This is a genomic window from Syntrophotaleaceae bacterium (assembly GCA_041390365.1).
GTDB lineage: Bacteria > Desulfobacterota > Desulfuromonadia > Desulfuromonadales > Syntrophotaleaceae > JAWKQB01.
In genome coordinates this window covers 1005829-1026787 of record JAWKQB010000003.1, presented here as the reverse complement: position 1 = coordinate 1026787, position 20959 = coordinate 1005829, and the positions used below count along the sequence as shown (strand labels likewise).

Below are 20959 nucleotides of genomic sequence, written 5' to 3'. Positions count from 1 at the left end.
GGTTGCTGGTTGCTGGTTGCTGGTTGCTGGTTGCTGGGAAGGATAGTACAAAACTAGATTGGCTTTAAAGACTTTACTAGCCCCTAGCTACCAACCACTAGCAACTGCCTTTCTCCCCCTGTGACGCAGCCGGAGCGGAGCGGTCGGCGGGCGAAAAAGGCGGAAAAACTGTCTGAGGGAGCGAAGCGACCGAGTTTTTTTCCGCCCGCCCGACGGCTGCTCCGTGGAGGGTACCCGCCGCAGGCGGGCCAGAAGCCGGGGCGCGTTTTTCTGCCCACTCTTTTGACGCGCATCAAAAGAGTGGGTCGTCGTGCGGGGACGAAACCCCGCGATTAAGGTTCAAGGTTTTACAGGTTTAAAGAGGCCAACAGATGACCGGTATCGACATTCCGAAAATCCTGGAGCTCGCCCCCTCCCCATCCTACGTGGTCGACCTCGGCCGCATCCGCCACAACCTGGCGATCCTGGACGAGGTGCAAAAACGGAGCGGGGCGAAGATCCTGATGGCGCTCAAGGCCTTCGCGATGTGGCCGATCTTCCCGCTGATCGGCGAAACCCTGCTTGGGGTCTGCGCCAGTTCGCCCTGGGAGGCACGCCTGGGCCGGGAGGAGTTCCGCCGCGAGGTGCACAGCTTCGCCGCCGCCTTCAAAGAGAGCGATATCGTCGAGTTGCTGGCCATCTCCAACCATCTGGTTTTCAACTCCTTCGCCCAACTGGAGCGCTTCCGGCCTCTCTGGGAAAAGGAACAGGGACGGGTCTCCATCGGCCTGCGGATCAACCCGGAACATTCGGAAGGCCACACTCCCCTCTACGACCCCTGCGCGCCCTGCTCCCGGCTCGGCATTCCCCGCCGGGAGTTCGATGGAAAATCTCTGGCCGGGATCGAGGGCCTGCATTTTCACACCCTGTGCGAGCAGCTTTTCGAACCGCTGGCGCGGACGGCCAAGGTGGTCGAGGAAAAGTTCGGGGAATTTCTGCCGCGCATGAAGTGGCTCAATCTCGGCGGCGGCCATCACATCACACGGGCAGGATACGACATCGACGGCCTGGTGGAACTGATCCGCTACTTCCAGGAGAAATACGGCGTGCAGGTCTACCTCGAGCCGGGCGAAGCCATCGTCATCGGCACCGGCCTGCTGATCGGCGAAGTGCTGGACGTGGTTCACAATCAGATCCCCACCGCCATCCTCGACGTTTCGGCCACCTGTCACATGCCGGATGTGCTGGAAATGCCCTATCGACCGGAGATCTACGGCGGATTCGATCCAGGGGAAAAAGGTTACACCTATCGCCTCGGCGGGCCCTCCTGTCTGGCCGGAGACATCATCGGCGATTGGTCTTTCGAGCAGCCCCTCGCCGCCGGCGACCGGCTGGCCTTTCTTGACATGGCCCACTACACCATGGTCAAGACCACGACCTTCAACGGCATCCAGCACCCCGCCATCTGCACCTTCGAGCCGGAGACGGGGGAGCTCGAGGTGCTGAGAAGGTTTGGTTACGAGGACTTTAAACAGCGGTTGGGATAATTCAATGGGACGCTGATTAACGCAGATGAACGCTGATCAGGCCCAAAGGCAAAGAATGATTCAAGTTCGCTGAACGTTAAACAACCATCCGGAAGTGGTGACATCTATGAAACGTTGGTCGATCAAGGACTCCGCCAAGATATACAACCTGCCCAACTGGGGGGACGATTTCTTCTCCATCAACAAGAAGGGGAACATGTGCGTCCATCCCTCGCCGAGTTCCAAGTACGCCATCGACCTGCGGGCTCTGGTAGACGATTTGATCAAACGCAACATCAAGCCGCCGATCCTGCTCCGTTTCATGGATGTGCTTCAGGGGCGCATCGGCGCCATCAACCGCGCCTTCAAGAATGCCATCGCCGAATACCAGTATCCGGCCGGTTACCAGACCTTCTTCCCGATCAAGGTCAACCAGCAGCGGCAGGTGGTGGAGGCCATCGCCAATTTCGGCAAGAAACATAAAATGGGACTGGAAGTCGGGTCCAAACCGGAACTGGTGGCGGCCATCTCCTTCGCTACCGGAGAAAATCTGCCGATTATCTGCAACGGCTACAAGGACAACGATTTCATCGAAATGGTCCTCTATGCCACCCGCATCGACTACGACATCACCATCGTGGTCGAAAAGCTGTTCGAGCTGGAAAAAATCATCGCCCTTTCAAAAAAATCGGGCATCGTCCCCAAACTCGGCTTCAGGGTCAAGCTTTCCTCAAAAGGGACCGGCAAATGGGCGACCTCCGGCGGCGAGGAGGCCAAATTCGGCCTGAAGATTTCGGAGATTCTGGCTGCAGTCGAGATCCTCAAGGAAAATAATATGCTCGATACGGTGAAGCTGCTGCACTTCCATATCGGCAGCCAAATCACCAAGATCGACAAAATCAAGAACGCCCTGATCGAAGGGACCCGCATCTACGTGGAAATGCGCAAGATGGGGGTCAACCTGCAATTCCTCGACATCGGCGGTGGCATGGGGGTCGACTACGACGGGTCCAAATCGAGCGACTTCTCCAGCGCCAACTACACTATTGACGAATATGCCAACGACGTGGTCTACCAGGTCAAGAACATCTGCGACGAAGCCGGCGTGCCCTGCCCGAACATCATTTCCGAATCAGGACGAGCCACCGTTGCCCACTACTCGGTGCTGGTGACCAACATTCTCAATACCAATACCCAGAACGACCTGCCCGATTTCGACGAAGCCCTGGAGAAAACCGAGAATCTGTCACCGACAGTACAGAAGCTGGTCGACATTTACCAGAGTCTCGATCGCCACTCGCTGCGAGTCGACTACCACGACACCATCCAGCTGATCCAGGAAGCGGTCAGCCTGTTCAACCTCGGTTACCTGAACTTGCACGACCGGGCCCTCGCCGAATGGCTCTGCAGCAGGATCTTCATAAAGATCACCGGCATCGTCGAACGCCTTAAACACGTTCCGGACGAGTTCCAGGAATTCCAGCTGAGCCTGCGTCAGACCTACTTCGCCAACTTCTCGCTGTTCCAGTCGCTACCCGACTCCTGGGCCATCGACCAGCTGTTCCCCATCGTGCCGATCCAGCGCCTTCACCAGAAGCCCGAGGTCATGGCCTCCATCGCCGACATCACATGCGATTCGGACGGCGAAATCACCAGCTTCGTCGGCGAAAACGGCCGCACCGAGTATCTGCCTATTCACACTATTGAGGCGGGCGAGGACTACTACATCGGCTTTTTCCTGATCGGCGCATACCAGGAGATACTCGGCGACATGCACAACCTGTTCGGCGACACCAACGCCGTGCACGTCTCCTTCAACCGCAAGACCAACTACAAGATCGACACCGTCATCAGCGGCGACGCCACTTGGGAAAGCCTCAAGTACGTTCAGTACAAAGGCCCCGAAATCCTCAAGCATGTCCGCGACACACTGGAAAAGGGGGTCGCCTCCCGCAAAATCTCCTTCGAGGAGACGAGCCATTTTCTGGAGTTGCTGGACAAGACCCTGGTCTCCTACACCTACCTAGGGGAATAAAAAGACCTTCAATATTGCCGGAAAAAATGGCCCCGTCTCGCAAGAGGCGGGGTTTTTCATTTAGAAGCCGTTATTTAGGACTTGTTATTGCATAGAAATTTCATTAACCTCGGCATCGCGAAAAAAGGAGGGCAAATGACCGAGCATGAAGAACTGATTCCCAGTCATGGCGGCTACCGTAACCTGAAAAGCTTTCAGATCGCGCAGCTCGTCCATGACGTCACGGTGCGCTTCTGCGACCGCTACATCGACAGATTCAGCCGTACCCGGGACCAGATGGTGCAGGCGGCGCGTAGCGGCGTGCAGAACATCGCCGAAGGGAGTCAGGCCTCGGGCACTTCGAAGAAAACCGAGCTGAAACTAACCAACGTGGCCAGGGCCAGTCTGGAAGAGCTCAAGTTGGATTACGAGGATTTTCTGCGGCAGCGGGGATTGTCGATCTGGCCACGGGAAGACCCGCGACGCAAGGAGCTGATAGCCCGGCGGTGCGCCACTGCCGATGACGTGGCGCAATGGGTGTGGGAAACCAGGAATGGACATGGTGGACAAAGTGGACTTTGTGGACCTGATGGACAGAACGGACAAACCGAGGCGTCCACAACGTCCACAACGTCCACCCAGTCCAACCAGTCCACCTACCCCGAAATCGCCGCCAATGCCGCCCTGACCCTGATAGCCGTTGCCTGCAGCCTGCTCGACCGCCAGATCGCCGCCCAGGCTGCCGCTTTTGAGCAGGAAGGCGGTTTTACCGAAAGGCTCTACCGGGTTCGGAGCAGAGCCCGAAAATAAACTTGCGAGACTTTGCGGAAGTTGTCTGCAATTTTGTTATTCCATGGAGGGTTTGTCTGCATGAAGTATTCAGGGAGAGGTTTTTTCTCAAGCGCCCTGGCTGCGATCCTCATCACGTTGGCGGCGTCAACCTTCGCCACCGCTGAAGAGAATCTGGTCCAGATTTCTCCGCCACAAGGGGTTCCTTCCCGCCTGGTGCTGCCCCTGATGGACGGCACCCGGATTGCCGAGCCGCCAACCACCATCGTCATCGATTTCACCAAGATCGAGGGATCGGCCCAGTGGTCCTCCATGCGCCTTCTGGTGGACGATGTCGATGTCTCGCCGCTGGCGAGCATCGAGTCGGGGGAGATCCGCTACACGCCCCAAACCCCGCTCGATTTCGGCACCCATACTGTCACCCTCGAAAGCATGGACGCCGATGGAGTGATCCTCCCCCCGCGCGTCTGGACCTTCGTCGTTCCCCAGTCGGACTACTTCGACAAGGCTTCCGCCACCATGGTCATCGATGCCGATATCGGCGGCAAGGTGTTCGGCAAGAACGGCAGCGCCGAGCCGGACTGGAAGGTCGGCTCCAGCGTCACTCTGACCTCGCTGGTCGAAAGCGGGGACGTCAAGGTCGCATTCGATGCCAACGGCTGGCTGACCGAGCAGGAGGGGGAAGAGGAGACGGACGACACCTTCAACCTCAACAATTACCTGCTGCGGATCGAATACCTGGGCCAGCGCCTTTCCCTTGGCGATCTGGTGGTGGCGGGCACCGAATTGACCGGCGAAAGCATCGCCCGACGGGGGGCCATGCTGGAACTCAATGCCGACGGCACCCACGCTCAGGCCTTCATGGTGAGCAGCATCCCGGTGACCGGGTTCGACGACATGACCGGCCTGGATCGTTCCGACCAGCGGCTAGTCGGCGGCTCCCTGGGGCAGGATCTGCTCGACAACGGCCGCCTGATCGCCAGGGGAACCGTCATCACCGGCAAGAACGGAGCGCCGGGGGGATACAATACCGCCACCCTGGCCGCCCCTTCCAAAGGCCAGATCTACAGCCTCGCCCTCGCCTCCGCATTGTGGGGAGAGGGTCTGCGCATGAACGGCGAATACAGCTACAGCCGCTATGACGAGGATACGGGCGACGGGGAAGGGTCCGACAGCGGACGGGCATGGACCGTCCGTTTCTCCGGCCGGGCAGGCAGCTACGACTACGGGGGAGGCTACAAATACCTGGGACAGGACTTTCGCAGCATCGCCGATGTCACCGGGGTCAACGACCGCGAGGAATACCTCCTCTACGGCACCAGGACCTTCCGGGAGTCGAGTCTGACAGCCAGCCTGCTGCACAATCGCGATAACGTTGAGAACGACTCCGACCTGCCGGTCGTGCGCAATACCTCTTTGGACCTGTCCTACAATCTGTACCCGGCCGACTGGCCCAGTGTCTTCCTCAACGGCAACTTCACCTTCCAGGACAGTTCGGACGAGCCGGACGAGATCGATCCGATCGAAAACCAGAGCCAATCGCTCACCGCCGGAATTTCCATCGTTCGGGAAAAATGGAATTTGATGCCCAGCTACACCTATACCCGCTTTGCCGACGACTCGCCTGCCGACGCCGACGGCCGCACCCATCAGGCGATCCTCAATTTCGGCTGGCAGCCCGACTACCGGCTTTCGCTGAACCCTTCGGTGTCCTACGGCCGCACCGATACCGGCAGCGACACGGTCACCGAGACGTGGCAGGGCACCCTGGCCGGCACCTATATCATCGGGGAAACCCAGGATCTCTATCTGACCTTTTCCATTCTCGATTCCCGCACCGACGACCACTCGGTGGAGTCGATCAGTTACGACGGCATCTGCCAATACAACTGGCGGCTGGAGCTCCCCTTCCTGGAAAAGGCCCGGAAGGTTCTGTCGCTGCGGGGCCGGTACCATCGCATCGACGATCGGGCCGGCGACGATCTGGAGGAGGATTATTCCCTTTTCCTGCTGCTCAGTGTGGGCGGCCTGTCCCTGTCGCTGATCTGATCGGCTGATACTCATTTTTTGGAGATACCCATGATAGATAAAGGCTCTCTTTCCCTTCAACTGAAGTGCTCGGCAGCTGCTCTTTTCCGCCGCCTGGCCGGCCTGCTGCTTATCCCGCTGCTGCCTGCCGTCGCGGCAGCCCTGACGGTGACCGCCACTCCGCCCTCTGCCAATATCGTTCCCGAAGCAAACAGTTCCGTCCCGGTCTTCTACCGCGCCTTTCAGCTCGATTCACCGCCTTTTCAGGCCACTTCCCCGGCGGGCCGATTCGAAACCGGCGAAGGGACCCTCCTCGGCACCTGGAACCGGAGCCTGACCATCAATCTGGTGAACAATCAGGGGAGTTCGACGGAAAACATCATCGTCCCAGCCAGGGTGATGACCGCCGCCCTTGAACTCGGCCAGAGCCGTATTTTCTTCCGGCGAACCTTCACCCCGTCGATCGTGGACCTGCTCCCGGCCGATTCGGAAGTCGAACTGCAGATCGTGCCTTCTTCCGCGGGGCAGTTCTCCCTGGTGAATATGCTGCTGGAGTTCACCAATCCCCCCGGACAGGACCCGACACGCCCCTCCTCGGGCGGGAGGATCACCGTCCCCCGCAACAGCCGGGGGCTGGGAGCCGTCGCCACCCTGACCTACAACGGAGGCGGCACCCTGCGGGGGCAATGGAAAGTCGACGGTCAGGTTCTCGCCCATGTCACCCGCTACCTGCCGGCCGGAAAGCGGGACATCGCCCTGGCAAGTCCGACCACTCCGGTTTTCCCCACCTATGCCGGCGGACTGCACCGGGTCGAATTCGAGGTGCTCGAGCCCCTTACGGGATTCGACGAGCCGGTCATTTTCTACTATGTGGCCGAGGCGCCCCCGGGCCCGCCCCTCGGCACCCTCGAACTGCTCGATCCCCCGAATCTGACCCGGGTCGAACTGTCTTCGGAAGATTTGCCGACCTTCTCCTGGCAATCGGCGGGAGACGACGTGATCTACCATCTGCAGCTTTACGGACTGGAAAGCGGAATGACTCCCCAGGAGCTCTCCCGCGAGGATTTCAGCGGCCGCAAACCTCTGCTTGCATCGATGACCAGGGAAAATTCCTATACCCTGAGCATTTTCGATGTCGGCCGGATCGTTCCCGGAATGCCTTACGTCTGGCAGGTGCAGGCGTACCGGGGCCAAACGGGAATCGGTGCGAGCCATTACCGCCAAATTTTTTTCCACCCCCCTCAAACCCAACCGGACGAGGAAAAAGCGATGCCGGTCCTTGAGGCACCGACTCAATAAGTCAGGACATCAACAGGTCCAAGGAAAGAGCAGCATCAATGGGAGGTACCATGGGAAAATTTTCTTTGTCTGCAGCGGCAGTTGCAATCTCGATCATGGCGATCATGACGATTCCTCTCGCAACAGAGGCGGCCGACCTGGGTGTCCAACCAGCCGGGCCCCATGTCGTCCCTATCAGTCCCGACCTGCGCCTGTCCTCACTTGCAAGCCGGCCTGACAGCGATCAGGTGGAGCTGAGCGACGGAAAAAGGGTTCGTCTGGGTGAACTGCGGCGCATGGACCAGGCTGCCCGGCGCTTGCGGAGCGCTCCGGCCACGGCCATCGTGCCTGCGCCACTGCGTCACAAGCCTGCTGCCACCGGCAAGCGGGTCGACAGCCCCACCGCCCTTGCCGAGGCGCTCAAATACCCCGACAACGAGACGATAGAGCTGCCCTCCGGGCACAGGCTGACGGTGGGCCAGCTGCGGTTTCTCCAACCCCAGATCGAAAAGCGTCTGGGCCGCTCAATAAATAATCTGAACCAGCGACCCGATCTGTCGGGGCGGGCCACCAGGGTCACCGGGAAGAGTGACTGGAAAGCCTTGCTCAACCAGCCTGATCATACGGTGCTGGAATCGCCCGGCGGCAAACGAATCACTGTCGGCGAGCTGAAGCATGCCATCCGGACCGGAGTGGTGCCCGTTGGTACCAAGCCGGCGAAACGGCGCTGAGGAGGAGGGCGAAATGAAACAGTTCTTCCTGTTCCGATTGTTGCCCCTGTTCCTCGGCCTGGCCGCCCTGAGTGCGGCCGCACCGATCGCCAGGGCCGATGCACTGGACACCTTCATCGGCCTGTACCAGGATATCGAGGATGAGGTCGGGGCCGGCAATCTGCCGATCAGCTCCGCCTATCTTTCGGATTCAAGGGATTACATCCGCTGCATCGCCAGCGGCTCCGACGTCCTGGTCTGCAGCGACCAGTACCACGACACGGGGGCGGGCAAATCCCTCGCCGAAGGGGGACAGATTCCAAGCGGATTCTGGCAGGCACTCGACGCCTATGTCGCCTATAAGCAGGGCGACTACTGGAGCGCCGCCTACCACCTGGGTGCGGCGGCCGTCTGCGCGGCGGTGCAGATCCTGGCCGGCGGCGGCGACGTATGCGCTCTCCTGGAGGAGTTGTACGAGGTCGCCAAGGGTCTCTATGAAGGGGCGGGAGCCGTGCTGTCCTTCCTGGCTGACGTTGGCGAAGCCGCATGGGACGCCATCAGCGGCGCCGGCGAGGCCATCTGCGAGGGCATCGGCTTTTGCGATGACGACGACGGCCCGCCGCTGCACGCCATCCTGCTCAAGATGTTCTACGTCCAGCAGGTAAAAGCCGGAGTGGATGCGCGCGAGAACACTTATGCCCCCAAGGCTTTCGATAACCTGCGCTGGGCAATCGGGGTCCAGGCCAAGGCCTGGGCGAGCGAGATCTATTCGAGCATGCCGGGGGGACTGGCGACCTGGCAATCGCATATAGACAACTCCGTCGCCACCGCGGCCGGGGCCTATACCCAGGCGGTGGATGCCGCCTGGACCGCCGACATCACCAATAAAGTCTGGCCGGAACTGCTGGCGGCGCGGGCCGATTACAAGGTCGATGCGGTAGCCCGTCTGGCCGCGAACAGCTATATTCAGTCCGGCACTTCCCCGCGGGACACCGCTTTCGACCGCTGCAAATCCCACTTTTCCACCTTCGACGAGGTCGATGGCTGGATCTCCCATTTCCCGGAAACGGCGGCCGAACTCCAGATCGGCTCCAATCAGGAGTGGTGCGGCGAGCATTTCGACAGCAACAAGTACAAGTTCGTCGAGGGGTTCACCGACGTCATCAAAGCGAACCTTTGCGTTTCCTCGGGCCAGTCCATCGTCTGCGATGCGCTCGACAAGTTTCGCAAATGCACCGGCCTGCTGGATTATGTCGGCCAGAAGCAGCAGTGCCAGGTCAGCCGGGTCAAGGTAGGCCAGGAGGTGGCGGCCCTGATTCAGGCCTACTTCACTTCCCACGGCTCGACCATTCCCTGTCAGACGATTTCTCCGGCGCTGTCCTTCGCCTTTGGCCCGGGCACCCCGGTCAAGATGGAATGCACCCGACCGACCCAGCAGGTCGCCTGCGACCGCGAATACCAGAAGAGCTTTGCCGACCTTCCCACCAAGGTACTTGAATGTACCCTCAAAAAGACGGCGGATTACGTCGCACTCGAAGGGAAGGTCGCTGACGCGGTCGAGGTTCTGAACAAGGATTCAGAAATCGGCGGTTTGTTTGGTATACCGAGCCCCGATCCGCTTTTGGTCGTGGCCGGCACGGCTGTTGAGGTGCCCCAGCGGGACTGGGGGTTCGGCCCGCCCAGCACGCAGCCAGGTTTCCATGTTTACCCGATCTTCTCCTCCCCGCCAGGCGGCATCGACGGTTTGAGCACGCCCGGGATCTGGTTCGACATGGAATTGCCCAATGCAGCCGACAAACCCGTGCAGAGCAAATTCTCCCGCATCCAGGAGTTGACTGATCCGAGCGGGCCGATCACCAATCCAATAGACGAGATGGCACGTATCTCCCAAGCGGAGAGGATTGCCGTGCAGGCCGACAAGTTGGCTGTCGTCTCAGCGAAGGTGCAGGTCACCAATGGGCTGCAGCAACACCAGCAGCAACAGCAGCAACAGCAACAGGTCATGAGCGGAACACTGCCCCCGAATCAGCAACCTCCCACTTCTCCGGCCCTCGCCGATACCGCCCGGAAACTTACGGCGACGAAGGAGGCCTCCCTTGCGGTAACCCAACAGGGCAGCGCCGACCTGCAGATGGACAACAGACCGGAGATCAACGGCAAAAAAGTGCCGTGGACAGGAACGACGATCCTGGATGCGGCAACTCTGAAACCTGCCGCAGGGGGCCGCTGCCAGGTTCCCATCCGGATGACGGTGAAGAATGCCGGCAGCGCGGCAAGTCCCGCCAGCCAGATCGGTTGGCCTGGTGTGAAAGGGATGACAGCTTTGCCGCCCCTGGCTCCCGGCCAGTCCCACCAAGTGGAGGCCATTCTCGAACTTGATCCCGGGACACACTCCCTGCAGTGGCAACTCGACAGTCTTCAGCAGGTCGGGGAGAGCAACGAGAGCAACAACCGGGCCGCCTTGACGGTCCGGATGACCGGCAGCTGCAGCGCCACCGCCCCGGCCACTCTGCCGACCCGGTCCCCGACCCTTCCGCATCGAACCGGGGCGAAACCTGAGACGAAACCTCTGCTTATTCCAAAATAAACGATTCATGCAGCGCTTTTTTCCCGGTCGGATCATTCCGCCGGCAATGATTCAAACAAACAGGAACCAAGGAGGAAAATAATGAAAAAAATCGTTTCTCTGCTCGGCATGATCACCCTCACCTGCCTGACCGTTCATCCTTCGCTGGCGGAAACTCCCCAGATGCAGGTGAAAGAAAAACCCCAGCTGAATCAGACTTTGAAAAAGCCCCAGGCGGTCAACGAACTCAAGCCGATGCAGAAACCGATCAAGCTCGACCAGGCCGCAAAAATGCGCACAGTCGCCCCCAAACTGGTGTTGCCCGTCCATTTCGAACAATTGGCCAGCCAGTATCATGAGTTGGCCGGCAAGGCCCAGGAGTATGAAGTGGGCGTGGCCATGATGCCCGAGATCCAGAAAGCCTGCGCCGAGAAGTCCTACAGTGTGCAGGATCAGGCGGCGGCAGGCTGCAACGGGAATGAAACGCTCAACCAGTGTATGGAAAAGCTGGTTCGGCACTGCATCGCCAATTACGCGGCCGGTGGAGGAATCAGTTGGGGAGGCATCAACATCGGCGGGACCGAGGTTGCCCCCGGTGGGAGCACGCCGTCCTTCTCGACGGAATCTTTTCGAAAGGCAGCTGAAGAGACCGCCGCCAAGGCTCGGGCTTTGAGTCAGAAACTGCAGCAGTACGCCTCGCAGGCCGATCGGAACGCGGCCGCCTGGAAATAATGGGAAGGACCAGTGTCAGCAAAGCCTCGCTATCAAAAAGCGGGGCTTATGTTCAGCAAATAATCATTCATTCTGAATGTTTGCAAAACCGAGCGAACTTAACTCTTCGGCGAATTCCCTGGATAGTTTCTCCGCACAAAAGTCCTGGGCCGCCCTGATCCCCTGGCGCAGCCGGGATCCATCAGCTGCGGCCCATTCTTCAAGGTTAAAGAATTCCCCGTCGAAAGCCTTGTAATGACATTTCCCCTCCCAGGCCGCCGTTTTAAAAGCTATGGGACCCTTGCCGGCCAGAACCTGTCCGAGGGGGATCATCTTTGCGATAACACCGACCTGAAGTTGGTTCTCAAAAAAATCGGGGGGAAGTCTTCTATAGATCAGCCACCAGTCGGAGTAGAAATACAGTACGAATTCCTCCTGACCAAGAGGCAGACCGCGTGCATCCGCGGACTCCACAATTCGGGTGCACGCCAAACCGGGTGTGAAAGACAGGAAGCTTTCCATCAGGCCGACGACCGGCCATCCCAGATGCAACTCTCTGCTGAAGGTTTCTCCGGCATCCTGCAATCCGAAGAACTTTAACTTATCTTCCGATTTAAGAGTTGTCGGTGAAAAGAGGGCGTAGCGGTCAGGCCGTTCGAGGAAGGCCATGATAATGCTGCCCCTCTGCTGTTCCGGCCCCAGGGTGGAACAGCCGACAGATAACAGAAGCAGCGGGACAAAAAAAAACAAGCCGACTTTACTCAATCTTTTCGCCACAAAAAAACTCCAGCAGATCGACACTCAGGGCACCAGCACGATCTTCCCGTAGGCGCCGGGTTCCATGATTCTTTCGTGGCCTCTGGCCGCTTCGGCGAGGGGCAGTTCCTGGCCGATGACCGGGTTGAGGGTGCCGGTTTCCAAACCTGCGATGAGGGCGGCGTGCATGCGGCGCTGCTCCTCGGGTGAAGCATTGAAAAGGACCATGCCGAGAATGCCGATATTGTTCCGCATGGCGTCGCGGGGATCGATGGTGATGGTGCCGCGGCAGCCGATGACGACCACCCGGCCGCGGGGGGCCATGATCCGGAGGTCGCTGCCGAGATTGACGTTGGCCAGCATTTCCAGCACCACGTCGATGCCATGACCGCAAGTCAGTTCGGTGAGCTGGTCGAGGTATCCCTTGCTGCCGTGATCGAGAACATGATGGGCCCCGTTTTCCAGCACCAGTCTGCGCCCCGGTTCGCTGCCGCCGGTGCCGATGACGATGAGTCCGGCAGCCCGGCCAATCTGGACCGCGGCGGTGCCGACGCCCCCGGTGGCGCCGTGGACCAGCAAAAAATCTCCAGGCCGGGCCTGGGCACGGACAAAGAGGGCATACCAGGCGGTGGCATAGGGGACCCCGAGGGCCGCCCCCTGGGAGAAAGAGATCTTTTCTGGCAGCGGGTGGACCTGCTCTTCCCGGCAGAGAGCGAATTCGGCGTAGGTGCCGCTGAGACTGCCGGCGACATAGACCCGTTCGCCGACCTCTCGGTGCCCGACCCCGGGGCCCACCGCCTCGATAACGCCGGCGGCGTCGAATCCCGGGGTATAGGGGAGATCCCCGGCCAGGGGATAATTGCCGGACCGGATGTAGGTATCGACCGGATTGATCCCGATCGCCTCGATCCGCACCAGAACCTCTTTTTCCTGCGGCGCCGGGGTGGGAACTTCTTCAAGCTTCAGGACATCCGGCCCTCCGGTTTCATGGACCCTGATCGCCTTCATGATTTGTCCTCCTTTTTCTTCCCGGGCGGCATGATGTCGGTGATGGAGCCGTCCACGACTTCCGCTGCCAAGGCGAAAGTTTCCGACAAAGTGGGGTGGGCGTGCACGGTTCTGGCGATATCCTCGGCATCGGCCCCCATCTCCATGGCCAGCACCGCCTCGTGAATCAGTTCACCGGCATTGCTGCCGCAGATGCCGGCGCCGATAATCCGCCCGGTGGCCTTGTCGAACAGCGCCTTGCTGACGCCGAGGGCGGAGCCGGAACTGAGCGCCCGGCCGCTCGCCCCCCAGGGAAATTTTCCCTTGAGGACCTCCAGCCCCTGCTCCTTCGCTTCCTTTTCGGTGATGCCCATCCAGGCGATTTCCGGATAGGTGTAGACCACAGCGGGGATGGCCATCGGCGTGAAGGCCGATTTTTGACCGGCAATGACCTCGGCCGCCACCTTCCCCTGGTGGCTGGCCCGGTGAGCCAGCATCGGCTCTCCCGTTACGTCACCGATGGCGTAAATGTGGGGGATTTCGGTCCGCAGCCGCTCATCGACAGGGATACAGCCCTGATCGTCCAGGGACAGGCCGAGGTTTTCGAGACCCAGATCCTCGGCATTCGGCCGCCGGCCGATGGCCACCAGAACGGCCTCGAATTCCTCCTTCTCCTCCTTTTCCTGCCCGCCGAAACTGACCCGCAGTCCGTTGTCCCGGGGCTCGATCCGGTTCAACCGGGATCCGGTGAGAATCCGGTACCGGTCCTTGAATTTGCGGGCCAGCGGCTGCACCAGATCGACATCGGCCGGAGGCAGAAGTTGGTCCTGCATCTCGACGATGGTGATTTTTGAGCCGAGAAAACGGAAGATCTGCGCCATCTCCAGACCGATGATGCCGCCGCCGACAATCAACAGACGTTGGGGCACGAAGGGCAGGGCCAGGGCGGCGGTGGAATCCCAGATGCGGGCGTCCTCAGGGCTTTCCGGCAGAGTCGCGGGACGGGATCCGGTGGCAATGATGGCGTCGCGGAAGCTGATTTCGATGTCCTCCTTTTCGCCCTCCACCTGTAGGGTGCTCTCATCCTGAAACACCCCCCGGCCGGTGACGCGCCGAATTTTCCGAGCCTTGCACAGCCGGTCCAGCCCTTCGGCCAGCTGTTTGACGATCTGCTCCTTCTTGTTGCGCAGGGTGTTCAGGTCCAGCTCGAAGGGGGGGAAGTCGATGCCGTATTCGGCCGCCTCCTCGGCTTTTTCCGCGACCTCGGCACAGTGCAGCAGGGTCTTAGAGGGGATGCAGCCCACCTGCAGACAAACCCCGCCCAGGGCCCGGTGCTGTTCGACCAGACAGACCGAAAGCCCCAGATCGGCCGCGCGGAAGGCGGCCGTATAGCCGCCCGGGCCCCCGCCAAGAACAACCACATCGAATTCCAGTTTTTCAGCCATGTTGTGCTCCCTGCAAGTGATTGTGATCAGACCGATTGGTCGGATCCGACGGATCGGTCCGATCGAAAATCATCAAAGCATCGTCCGCCGCAGGTCCTCGATGTCCCGCGCCAGGGCCCGGCAGAACCGGGCCGCCTCGGCCCCGTCGATGACCCGGTGGTCGTAGGACAGGGAAAAGGGCAGCGTCAGCCGGGGGACAAACTTTTCGCCGTCCCAGACCGGCTTCTGATAGTAACGGGACAGACCGAGAATCGCCACCTGCGGTGCGTTCACAATGGGGGCGAAGCCGGTGCCGCCGATGCCGCCCAGGCTGGAGATGGTGAAGGATCCACCCTGCATGTCCGCCGGATTAAGTTTGCCTTCCCGCGCCGCGGTGCTCAGCCGTTTCAGATCCCGGGAGATTTCCGTCACCCCCTTGACATCGGCCTCCCGGATGACCGGGACCACCAGTCCCTGGGGCGTGTCCACGGCAATGCCGATATGGTAATAGTGCTTGAGAATGACACTTTTGCCGTCCGCGGCCAGAGAACAGTTGAACAGGGGAAACTCCCTGAGAGTCGCCACCACGGCCTTGACGATCAGGGACAGGGGGCTGAAATGCACCCCTCCCTCTTCGCCTTCTTCATTGAGCTGTTTGCGAAAATCCTCCAGGTCGGAGGCGTCGGCTTCATCGAAATGGGTGACATGGGGAACGGAAACCCAGCTTTTTTGCAGCCGAGGCCCGCTCACCTGTTTTATGCGGGACAGCGGCTGCTCCTCGACCCGACCGTACTTGGAGAAATCTTCCCGGGGGATTTCGGGCAGGGCGAACTGTTCGGCCCCCGCCCCCGCCTGCATGGTCTTTTTCACCAGGGACTGCACATCCTCCCGGAGAATGCGGCCTTTCGGGCCAGAGCCTTCCACACGGGACAGTTCGACACCGAGTTCCCGGGCATAGGCGCGTACCGAGGGGGTCGCGTGAAAAACGCCCCCCGGCTCCTGGCGGGCGACGGGCTGCGACTCTTCGGCCTCCTTCTCCTCAGTTTTTTTCTCTTTGGTCTCCGCTTCAGGTTCTTCTTCGGCTTCTTTTTCCGCCTCCTCGGGCTGCGGCTTTTTTTCCTCGGGCTTTTTCGGCGGTTTCTCTTTTTTCTCCTTTTCCTTTGCCTCCGGAACCTGTTCCGGTTCTTTCGGTTCCTCGTCCTTCTCTTCCTCCTCGACCTCGATCTCGGCGATTAGATCACCGCTTTTCACCTGGTCGTTTTCCTTGACATGCAGCTCCTTGATCACCCCTGCATGGGGCGACGGGATATCCATCACCGCCTTTTCGCTTTCCAGGGCGATCAGGGCATCCTCCTGCTCCACCCGGTCGCCGGAGGAAACATAGATGTCGACGACAATGCTCTCTATATCGCCGAAATCGGGGACGGTGATCTTCTTGATGGCCATAGGGCAGGCTCCTCTCGATAACAGCAAGATCGGACCGATCCGTCGGATTCGACCGATCGGTCCGATAATGAAAAACCTAACGCTCCACCGAGCACCCTGCCTCGGGGTCGATTTCGTATTTCGCGATCGCCTCGCTGACGGTGGAGGCCTCAAGAACCCCCTGGTCGGCCAGCGCCTTCAGAGCGGCGACCGCCACATGTCGACGATCGACCTTGAAAAAATCCCGCAGGACCGGCCGGAAATCACTGCGGCCGAAACCATCGGTGCCGAGCACCGTTATCGGCCGCCCGACCAGCCTTCGGATCTGCTCGCCATAGGCCCGAACGTAGTCGGTGGCGAGAACCGCCGGGCCCTCGTGCCCCTGCAGTTTCTTCTCTACGTGGGACTGTCGGGGCTCCTGGTCGGGATGGAGGCGGTTCCATTCTTCCTGCAGCATGCCGTCCCGGTGCAGCTGGTTGACGCCGAGCACCGACCAGATGTCGGCCTGCACGCCAAAATCCTCCCGCAAGAGGTCGGCGGCGGCGATCACCTCGCGCAGGATCGCCCCGCTGCCCATCAACTGGACCCGGGGAGATCCCTCCTCGCCCTGCCTGAAGAGGTACATTCCCTGGATGATGTCCTCCTCGGCATCCTGCGGCATCGCCGGATGGGAGTAATTTTCGTTGAGCAGGGTGATGTAGTAGAAGATATCCTCCCCCTGCTCGTACATCCGCTGGATGCCATTCTGGATCAGCACCACGAGTTCGTAGGCGAAGGTCGGATCGTAGGCCCGGCAGGTGGGAAAGGCCGATGCGAAAAGCAGGTTCTGCCCGTCCTGATGCTGCAGCCCCTCCCCGTTCAGGGTGGTCCGCCCCGAGGTGGCGCCCATCAAAAAACCGCGGGCCCGTGAATCGGCGGCCGCCCAGAGCAGGTCCCCGATGCGCTGGAAGCCGAACATGGAATAAAAGGCGTAGAAGGGGATCATCGGCAGGCCATGATGGGTATGGGCGGTGCCCGCCGCAATCCAGGACGAGGCCGAGCCCGCTTCGGTGATCCCTTCCTCCAGAATCTGGCCCTTCGGATCTTCCTTGTACCAGGCGAAGGCCTCCGCATCCTGTGGCTCATAGAGCTGGCCGGCGGGGGCATAGATCCCCAATTGCCGGAACAGGCCCTCCATGCCGAAGGTCCGGGCCTCGTCGGGGACGATCGGCACGATCCGCTCGGCAACGCTCTCCTCCCTGGCCAGAGCTCCGAGCAGTCGGACATAAACCATGGTGGTGGAGATCTCCCGGTCCCCGGAGGGGGCGAGGATACTCTCGAAGGCGGACAGAGGCGGAGCGGACAGGGGGATATTGTCGGTCCGCCGGAGCGGCACCGGTCCGCCCTGCGCCTTGCGCCGCTGTTTGATAAAGCGGTCCTCGGGGCTGCCCTCCGGCGGCCGGATGAAGGGCAGGTCTTCCAGCTCCTCATCCTCGAGGGGGACATGGAAGCGGTCGCGGAACACCTTGAGGGCCTCGGGGTCGAGCTTTTTCACCCCATGGGAGGCCATGACCGATTCGGCCCCTTTACCCAGCCCGAACCCCTTGACGGTTTTGACCAGGATGACGGTCGGCTGTCCGGTATGGCGGACAGCCGCGGAGAAGGCGGCATAGACCTTTCGTGGATCGTGTCCGCCGCGGCTCATCTGCCAGAGCTCCTGATCGCTCATATCCTCAACCATGGCCTTGAGCCGGGGATCTTCGCCGAACACCTTTTCCCGGAGGTATTTGGGTCCGCGGGCATGAATCGTCTGAAAATCCCCATCGACCAGGGAGCCCAGCTTCCTCAGCAGCAACCCTTCGGTATCCCGCTGCAGAATCGCGTCCCACTCGGTGCCCCAGATCACCTTGATCACATTCCAGCCGGCGCCTCGGAATCTTCCTTCCAGTTCCTGGATGATCTTGCCGTTGCCCCGCACCGGCCCATCGAGCCGCTGCAGGTTGCAGTTGACGACGAAGATCAGGTTGTCGAGATTTTCCCGCGAGGCCAGGGAGATGGCGCCAAGGGCTTCCGGCTCGTCCGTTTCTCCGTCGCCCAGGAACACCCACACCTTTCGGTCTCCAGCCGGCTTAAGTCCCCGACTGTCGAGATATTTCATAAAGCGGGCCTGGTAGATAGCCATGATGGGACCGAGTCCCATGGAGACGGTGGGGAAACGCCAGAACTGGGGCATCAGCCAGGGATGGGGATAGGATGAGAGTCCCCGCCCCCGGACTTCCTGGCGAAAATTATCCAGATGCTCCTCTTCCAGCCGGCCCTCGACAAAAGCGCGGGCATAGACCCCCGGAGAGCTGTGTCCCTGGAAATAGATCAGGTCGGCACCGTTCTCCGCGTCCGGTCCCCGGAAAAACCAGTTGAACCCGACCTCGTACATGGCCGAAATCGAGCTGTAGGTGGCGATATGCCCCCCCAGCCCCCGATCCCCTTGATTGGCCCGGGCGACCATGGCCATGGCGTTCCAGCGCACATAGGCGGCGACATTCCGTGCCACCAGGGATTCATCGGCCGGCATCCTGTCTGCTGAATCCGGCGGCAGGGTGTTGCTGTAGGAGGTGAGAATCCCGGGAGATGTGGTCACTCCCAGGGCACGCGCTTTCTCGGTTAGGCGACGCAGCAGATAATCCGCTTTCTCCTCGCCCTCGACCTCGATCAGGGCTTCGAGAGACTCCAGCCAGTCACGGGTTTCCGCGGGATCAGGATCTTTGTAATAAGAGCTCATGGGTCTCCTCTGGACGGTCGTTATTCAACGGCGGCATTCGCCTTGCCATTACATAAATTAATCCCTGTTTCTGGACAGGAACCACAGACTGAACATAGGATACCATTTTCCGTCAGGTTTTCGAGGTTTACCGGCTGGGAGATTCACTTTCCGGATCCGGACAATCGTTATCAGGACGAACGCGCCAATTGACATCCTGATCCGGTAACGTATTGTTTTCATAGGAGGAAGAAAACCCGGAGGGATACAACCTTGGTTAGCGACGCCAAAAAAAAGTCCGCCCTTCACGGTTGGCACGTGGCCCACGGCGCCCGCATGGCCGCTTTCGCCGGATACGACATGCCCCTCTGGTACCCGGCCGGCGCCCGGGCCGAGCACCTGGCCCCGATTCTGAACGTCGGCCTCTTCGATACCAGTCACATGGCCGTTCTCCTGGTCAAGGGCGCCGGTGCCCGGCAACTGCTCCAAAAATGCTTCAGCCGGGATCTGGAACGCTGCATCGGCAAGGGGCAGCCTCTGCTTGCGGGACGTTGCACCTACGGCTTTTTTCTGGATGATAGAGGACATGTCATCGACGACGCCATCCTGTACCAGTTGCACGCCGAGGACTACATGCTTGTCGCCAATGCCGGGATGGGCGAAACCCTGGCCGGACACCTGCGGCGGCATGCCGGGGAAGGCGAGACGGACATCAGGGATCTCACCGACCGGGTCGCCAACATGGCGGTTCAGGGACCGGCCTCCGCCCGCCTGGTTAGACGTCTCATCCGGAATCCGGACCAATTTTTCCATCGGCTTGTCTATTTCTCCTTCAAGGGCGGATTGAATGAAAATCCTCCCGACAAGGTGGAAATGCACGACGGAACCCCCCTGATCATTGCACGCACAGGATATACCGGGGAGTTCGGTTTCGAGTTCTTCGTGTCACGGGAGGACTACCCCCGTGTATGGGAAACGGTACTGGCCGCAGGCCTGGAATTTCAAGCACTCCCCTGCGGATTGGCGGCCCGGGATTCGCTGCGGGTCGGCGCCCTGCTCCCCCTGGCCCGCCACGACGTGGGCGACTGGCCCTTCGCCGCCAATCCCTGGCTGTTCGCCCTGCCGTGGGATGACGCCAGAGCAGAATTCACCAAGGCGTTTATCGGCGCGGATGCTCTGCTGAGCCTGCAGAATGTGGAGCCGACATTGCCCTTCGCCGGATTCGATCCCCGCAAAATCGCCATTGGGCCCGACACGCAAGTGACCGATCTGCAGGGCCGGCCGCTCGGCCAGGTGCTCACCTGCGCCACGGACATGGCCATCGACCGTATCGAAGGCCGCATCGTCAGCATCGCCACCCCGGCTGAAAAGGGTCGTCCGGAAAATTTCACTCCCAAAGGCCTGTCCTGCGGCTTTATCAGGGTCAATCGCCCGCTTGAAGCGGGTAAAGAGGTGGAGCTGACCGACGGCAAACGCAGAATCCGGGTCGAGATCCGGGAGGATATCCGGCCCGACCGGACGGCGAGGCGGCCGATGGCGGAAATGCTGTAAGAAATAGGACCTTATAAGACTTATAGGACAAATAGGACCCATAGAACTTTATACAATCTGAACCAACCAGGGAGGATCGCCCATGAAAGAGCCCGAGGAACTCACCCTGCCCGACAACATCCGCTATGCCGAGGACCACGAATGGGCCCTTCTGACCGGTGATACGGCCAGGATCGGCGTCAGCGACTATGCCCAGGACCAGTTGGGGGATATTGTCTACGTGGAGATGCCGAAGATAGGGGCGGCTCTGGCCAAGGGGGATGAATTCGGCTCGCTGGAGAGCGTCAAGGCGGTGTCCGAACTCTATATGCCCGTGAGCGGCGAGGTGATCGCCGTCAATACGATTCTGTCGGATTCCCCGGAAGCGATCAATGACGATCCCTACGGGAGCTGGATCATCGAAGTCAGGCTGGCCGACAGGCACGAGTACGATCAACTCATGTCCAGGGAAGACTACCTGGCCATGCTGAAGGAATAG

Annotated in this window: 15 protein-coding genes; 10 read left to right on the top strand and 5 right to left on the bottom strand. The window is 60.4% G+C overall.

Features of this window, described 5'->3' with window-relative positions; genetic code table 11:
- The first annotated feature begins 371 nt into the window (after positions 1–371).
- The 8 genes from nspC to R2940_16895 all read left to right on the top strand — a co-directional run bounded on the left by nspC (position 372) and on the right by R2940_16895 (position 11622).
- The gene (gene nspC, locus R2940_16930) at positions 372–1526 is read left to right on the top strand and encodes a carboxynorspermidine decarboxylase (protein MEZ4601475.1); all 1155 of its coding nucleotides are present in this window, start codon (positions 372–374) and stop codon (positions 1524–1526) included.
- Between the two features lie 106 nt (positions 1527–1632).
- Entirely contained in the window at positions 1633–3540 is a 1908-nt protein-coding gene (speA, locus tag R2940_16925; protein MEZ4601474.1) for an arginine decarboxylase, read from the top strand.
- 135 nt (positions 3541–3675) lie between these two features.
- Positions 3676–4329, top strand: a complete 654-nt coding sequence (locus R2940_16920) for a four helix bundle suffix domain-containing protein (GenBank protein ID MEZ4601473.1) — start codon at positions 3676–3678, stop codon at positions 4327–4329.
- Between the two features lie 60 nt (positions 4330–4389).
- Positions 4390–6357, top strand: a complete 1968-nt coding sequence (locus tag R2940_16915) for a hypothetical protein (GenBank protein MEZ4601472.1) — start codon at positions 4390–4392, stop codon at positions 6355–6357.
- A 30-nt stretch (positions 6358–6387) separates the two neighbouring features.
- A complete protein-coding gene (locus R2940_16910) occupies positions 6388–7635 on the top strand; it encodes a hypothetical protein (protein ID MEZ4601471.1) in 1248 nt (415 codons plus the stop codon).
- Positions 7636–7685: 50 nt separating this feature from the next.
- Positions 7686–8345 carry a hypothetical protein gene (locus R2940_16905; protein ID MEZ4601470.1) on the top strand — a complete coding sequence of 220 codons (660 nt, stop codon included), beginning with the start codon at positions 7686–7688 and terminating at the stop codon, positions 8343–8345.
- Between the two features lie 13 nt (positions 8346–8358).
- A complete protein-coding gene (locus R2940_16900) occupies positions 8359–10911 on the top strand; it encodes a CARDB domain-containing protein (protein ID MEZ4601469.1) in 2553 nt (850 codons plus the stop codon).
- Between the two features lie 81 nt (positions 10912–10992).
- Complete coding sequence (locus R2940_16895; protein ID MEZ4601468.1) at positions 10993–11622, top strand: hypothetical protein; 630 nt, start codon at positions 10993–10995, stop codon at positions 11620–11622.
- 63 nt (positions 11623–11685) lie between these two features.
- On the opposite strand, the gene R2940_16890 is transcribed toward R2940_16895, so the two are convergent.
- From R2940_16890 to aceE, 5 genes are all read right to left on the bottom strand, one after another.
- Positions 11686–12378, bottom strand: a complete 693-nt coding sequence (locus R2940_16890) for a hypothetical protein (protein ID MEZ4601467.1) — start codon at positions 12376–12378, stop codon at positions 11686–11688.
- A gap of 24 nt (positions 12379–12402) precedes the next feature.
- Entirely contained in the window at positions 12403–13365 is a 963-nt protein-coding gene (locus R2940_16885) for an NADPH:quinone reductase (GenBank protein ID MEZ4601466.1), read from the bottom strand.
- Positions 13362–14789 (bottom strand): dihydrolipoyl dehydrogenase, encoded by a 1428-nt coding sequence (lpdA, locus tag R2940_16880; GenBank protein ID MEZ4601465.1) that lies wholly within the window; start codon positions 14787–14789, stop codon positions 13362–13364. Before lpdA ends, R2940_16885 begins: the two co-directional genes overlap by 4 nt.
- Positions 14790–14861: 72 nt before the next feature.
- Positions 14862–16214, bottom strand: a complete 1353-nt coding sequence (locus R2940_16875) for a 2-oxo acid dehydrogenase subunit E2 (GenBank protein ID MEZ4601464.1) — start codon at positions 16212–16214, stop codon at positions 14862–14864.
- A gap of 76 nt (positions 16215–16290) precedes the next feature.
- On the bottom strand, positions 16291–18951 hold the full coding sequence (gene aceE, locus R2940_16870) for a pyruvate dehydrogenase (acetyl-transferring), homodimeric type (protein MEZ4601463.1): 2661 nt from the start codon (positions 18949–18951) through the stop codon (positions 16291–16293).
- A gap of 252 nt (positions 18952–19203) precedes the next feature.
- Between aceE and R2940_16865 the strand changes: the two genes are divergently transcribed.
- A complete protein-coding gene (locus R2940_16865) occupies positions 19204–20481 on the top strand; it encodes an aminomethyltransferase family protein (protein ID MEZ4601462.1) in 1278 nt (425 codons plus the stop codon).
- Positions 20482–20563: 82 nt separating this feature from the next.
- Positions 20564–20959, top strand: a complete 396-nt coding sequence (gcvH, locus tag R2940_16860; protein MEZ4601461.1) for a glycine cleavage system protein GcvH — start codon at positions 20564–20566, stop codon at positions 20957–20959.

Bases quoted from the DNA above. Each gene is read 5' to 3' on its own strand.
- nspC (MEZ4601475.1), top strand. From the start codon at position 372: ATGACCGGTATCGACATTCCGAAAATCCTGGAGCTCGCCCCCTCCCCA.
- speA (MEZ4601474.1), top strand. From the start codon at position 1,633: ATGAAACGTTGGTCGATCAAGGACTCCGCCAAGATATACAACCTGCCC.
- R2940_16920 (MEZ4601473.1), top strand. From the start codon at position 3,676: ATGACCGAGCATGAAGAACTGATTCCCAGTCATGGCGGCTACCGTAAC.
- R2940_16915 (MEZ4601472.1), top strand. From the start codon at position 4,390: ATGAAGTATTCAGGGAGAGGTTTTTTCTCAAGCGCCCTGGCTGCGATC.
- R2940_16910 (MEZ4601471.1), top strand. From the start codon at position 6,388: ATGATAGATAAAGGCTCTCTTTCCCTTCAACTGAAGTGCTCGGCAGCT.
- R2940_16905 (MEZ4601470.1), top strand. From the start codon at position 7,686: ATGGGAAAATTTTCTTTGTCTGCAGCGGCAGTTGCAATCTCGATCATG.
- R2940_16900 (MEZ4601469.1), top strand. From the start codon at position 8,359: ATGAAACAGTTCTTCCTGTTCCGATTGTTGCCCCTGTTCCTCGGCCTG.
- R2940_16895 (MEZ4601468.1), top strand. From the start codon at position 10,993: ATGAAAAAAATCGTTTCTCTGCTCGGCATGATCACCCTCACCTGCCTG.
- R2940_16885 (MEZ4601466.1), bottom strand. From the start codon at position 13,365: ATGAAGGCGATCAGGGTCCATGAAACCGGAGGGCCGGATGTCCTGAAG.
- lpdA (MEZ4601465.1), bottom strand. From the start codon at position 14,789: ATGGCTGAAAAACTGGAATTCGATGTGGTTGTTCTTGGCGGGGGCCCG.
- R2940_16875 (MEZ4601464.1), bottom strand. From the start codon at position 16,214: ATGGCCATCAAGAAGATCACCGTCCCCGATTTCGGCGATATAGAGAGC.
- aceE (MEZ4601463.1), bottom strand. From the start codon at position 18,951: ATGAGCTCTTATTACAAAGATCCTGATCCCGCGGAAACCCGTGACTGG.
- gcvH (MEZ4601461.1), top strand. From the start codon at position 20,564: ATGAAAGAGCCCGAGGAACTCACCCTGCCCGACAACATCCGCTATGCC.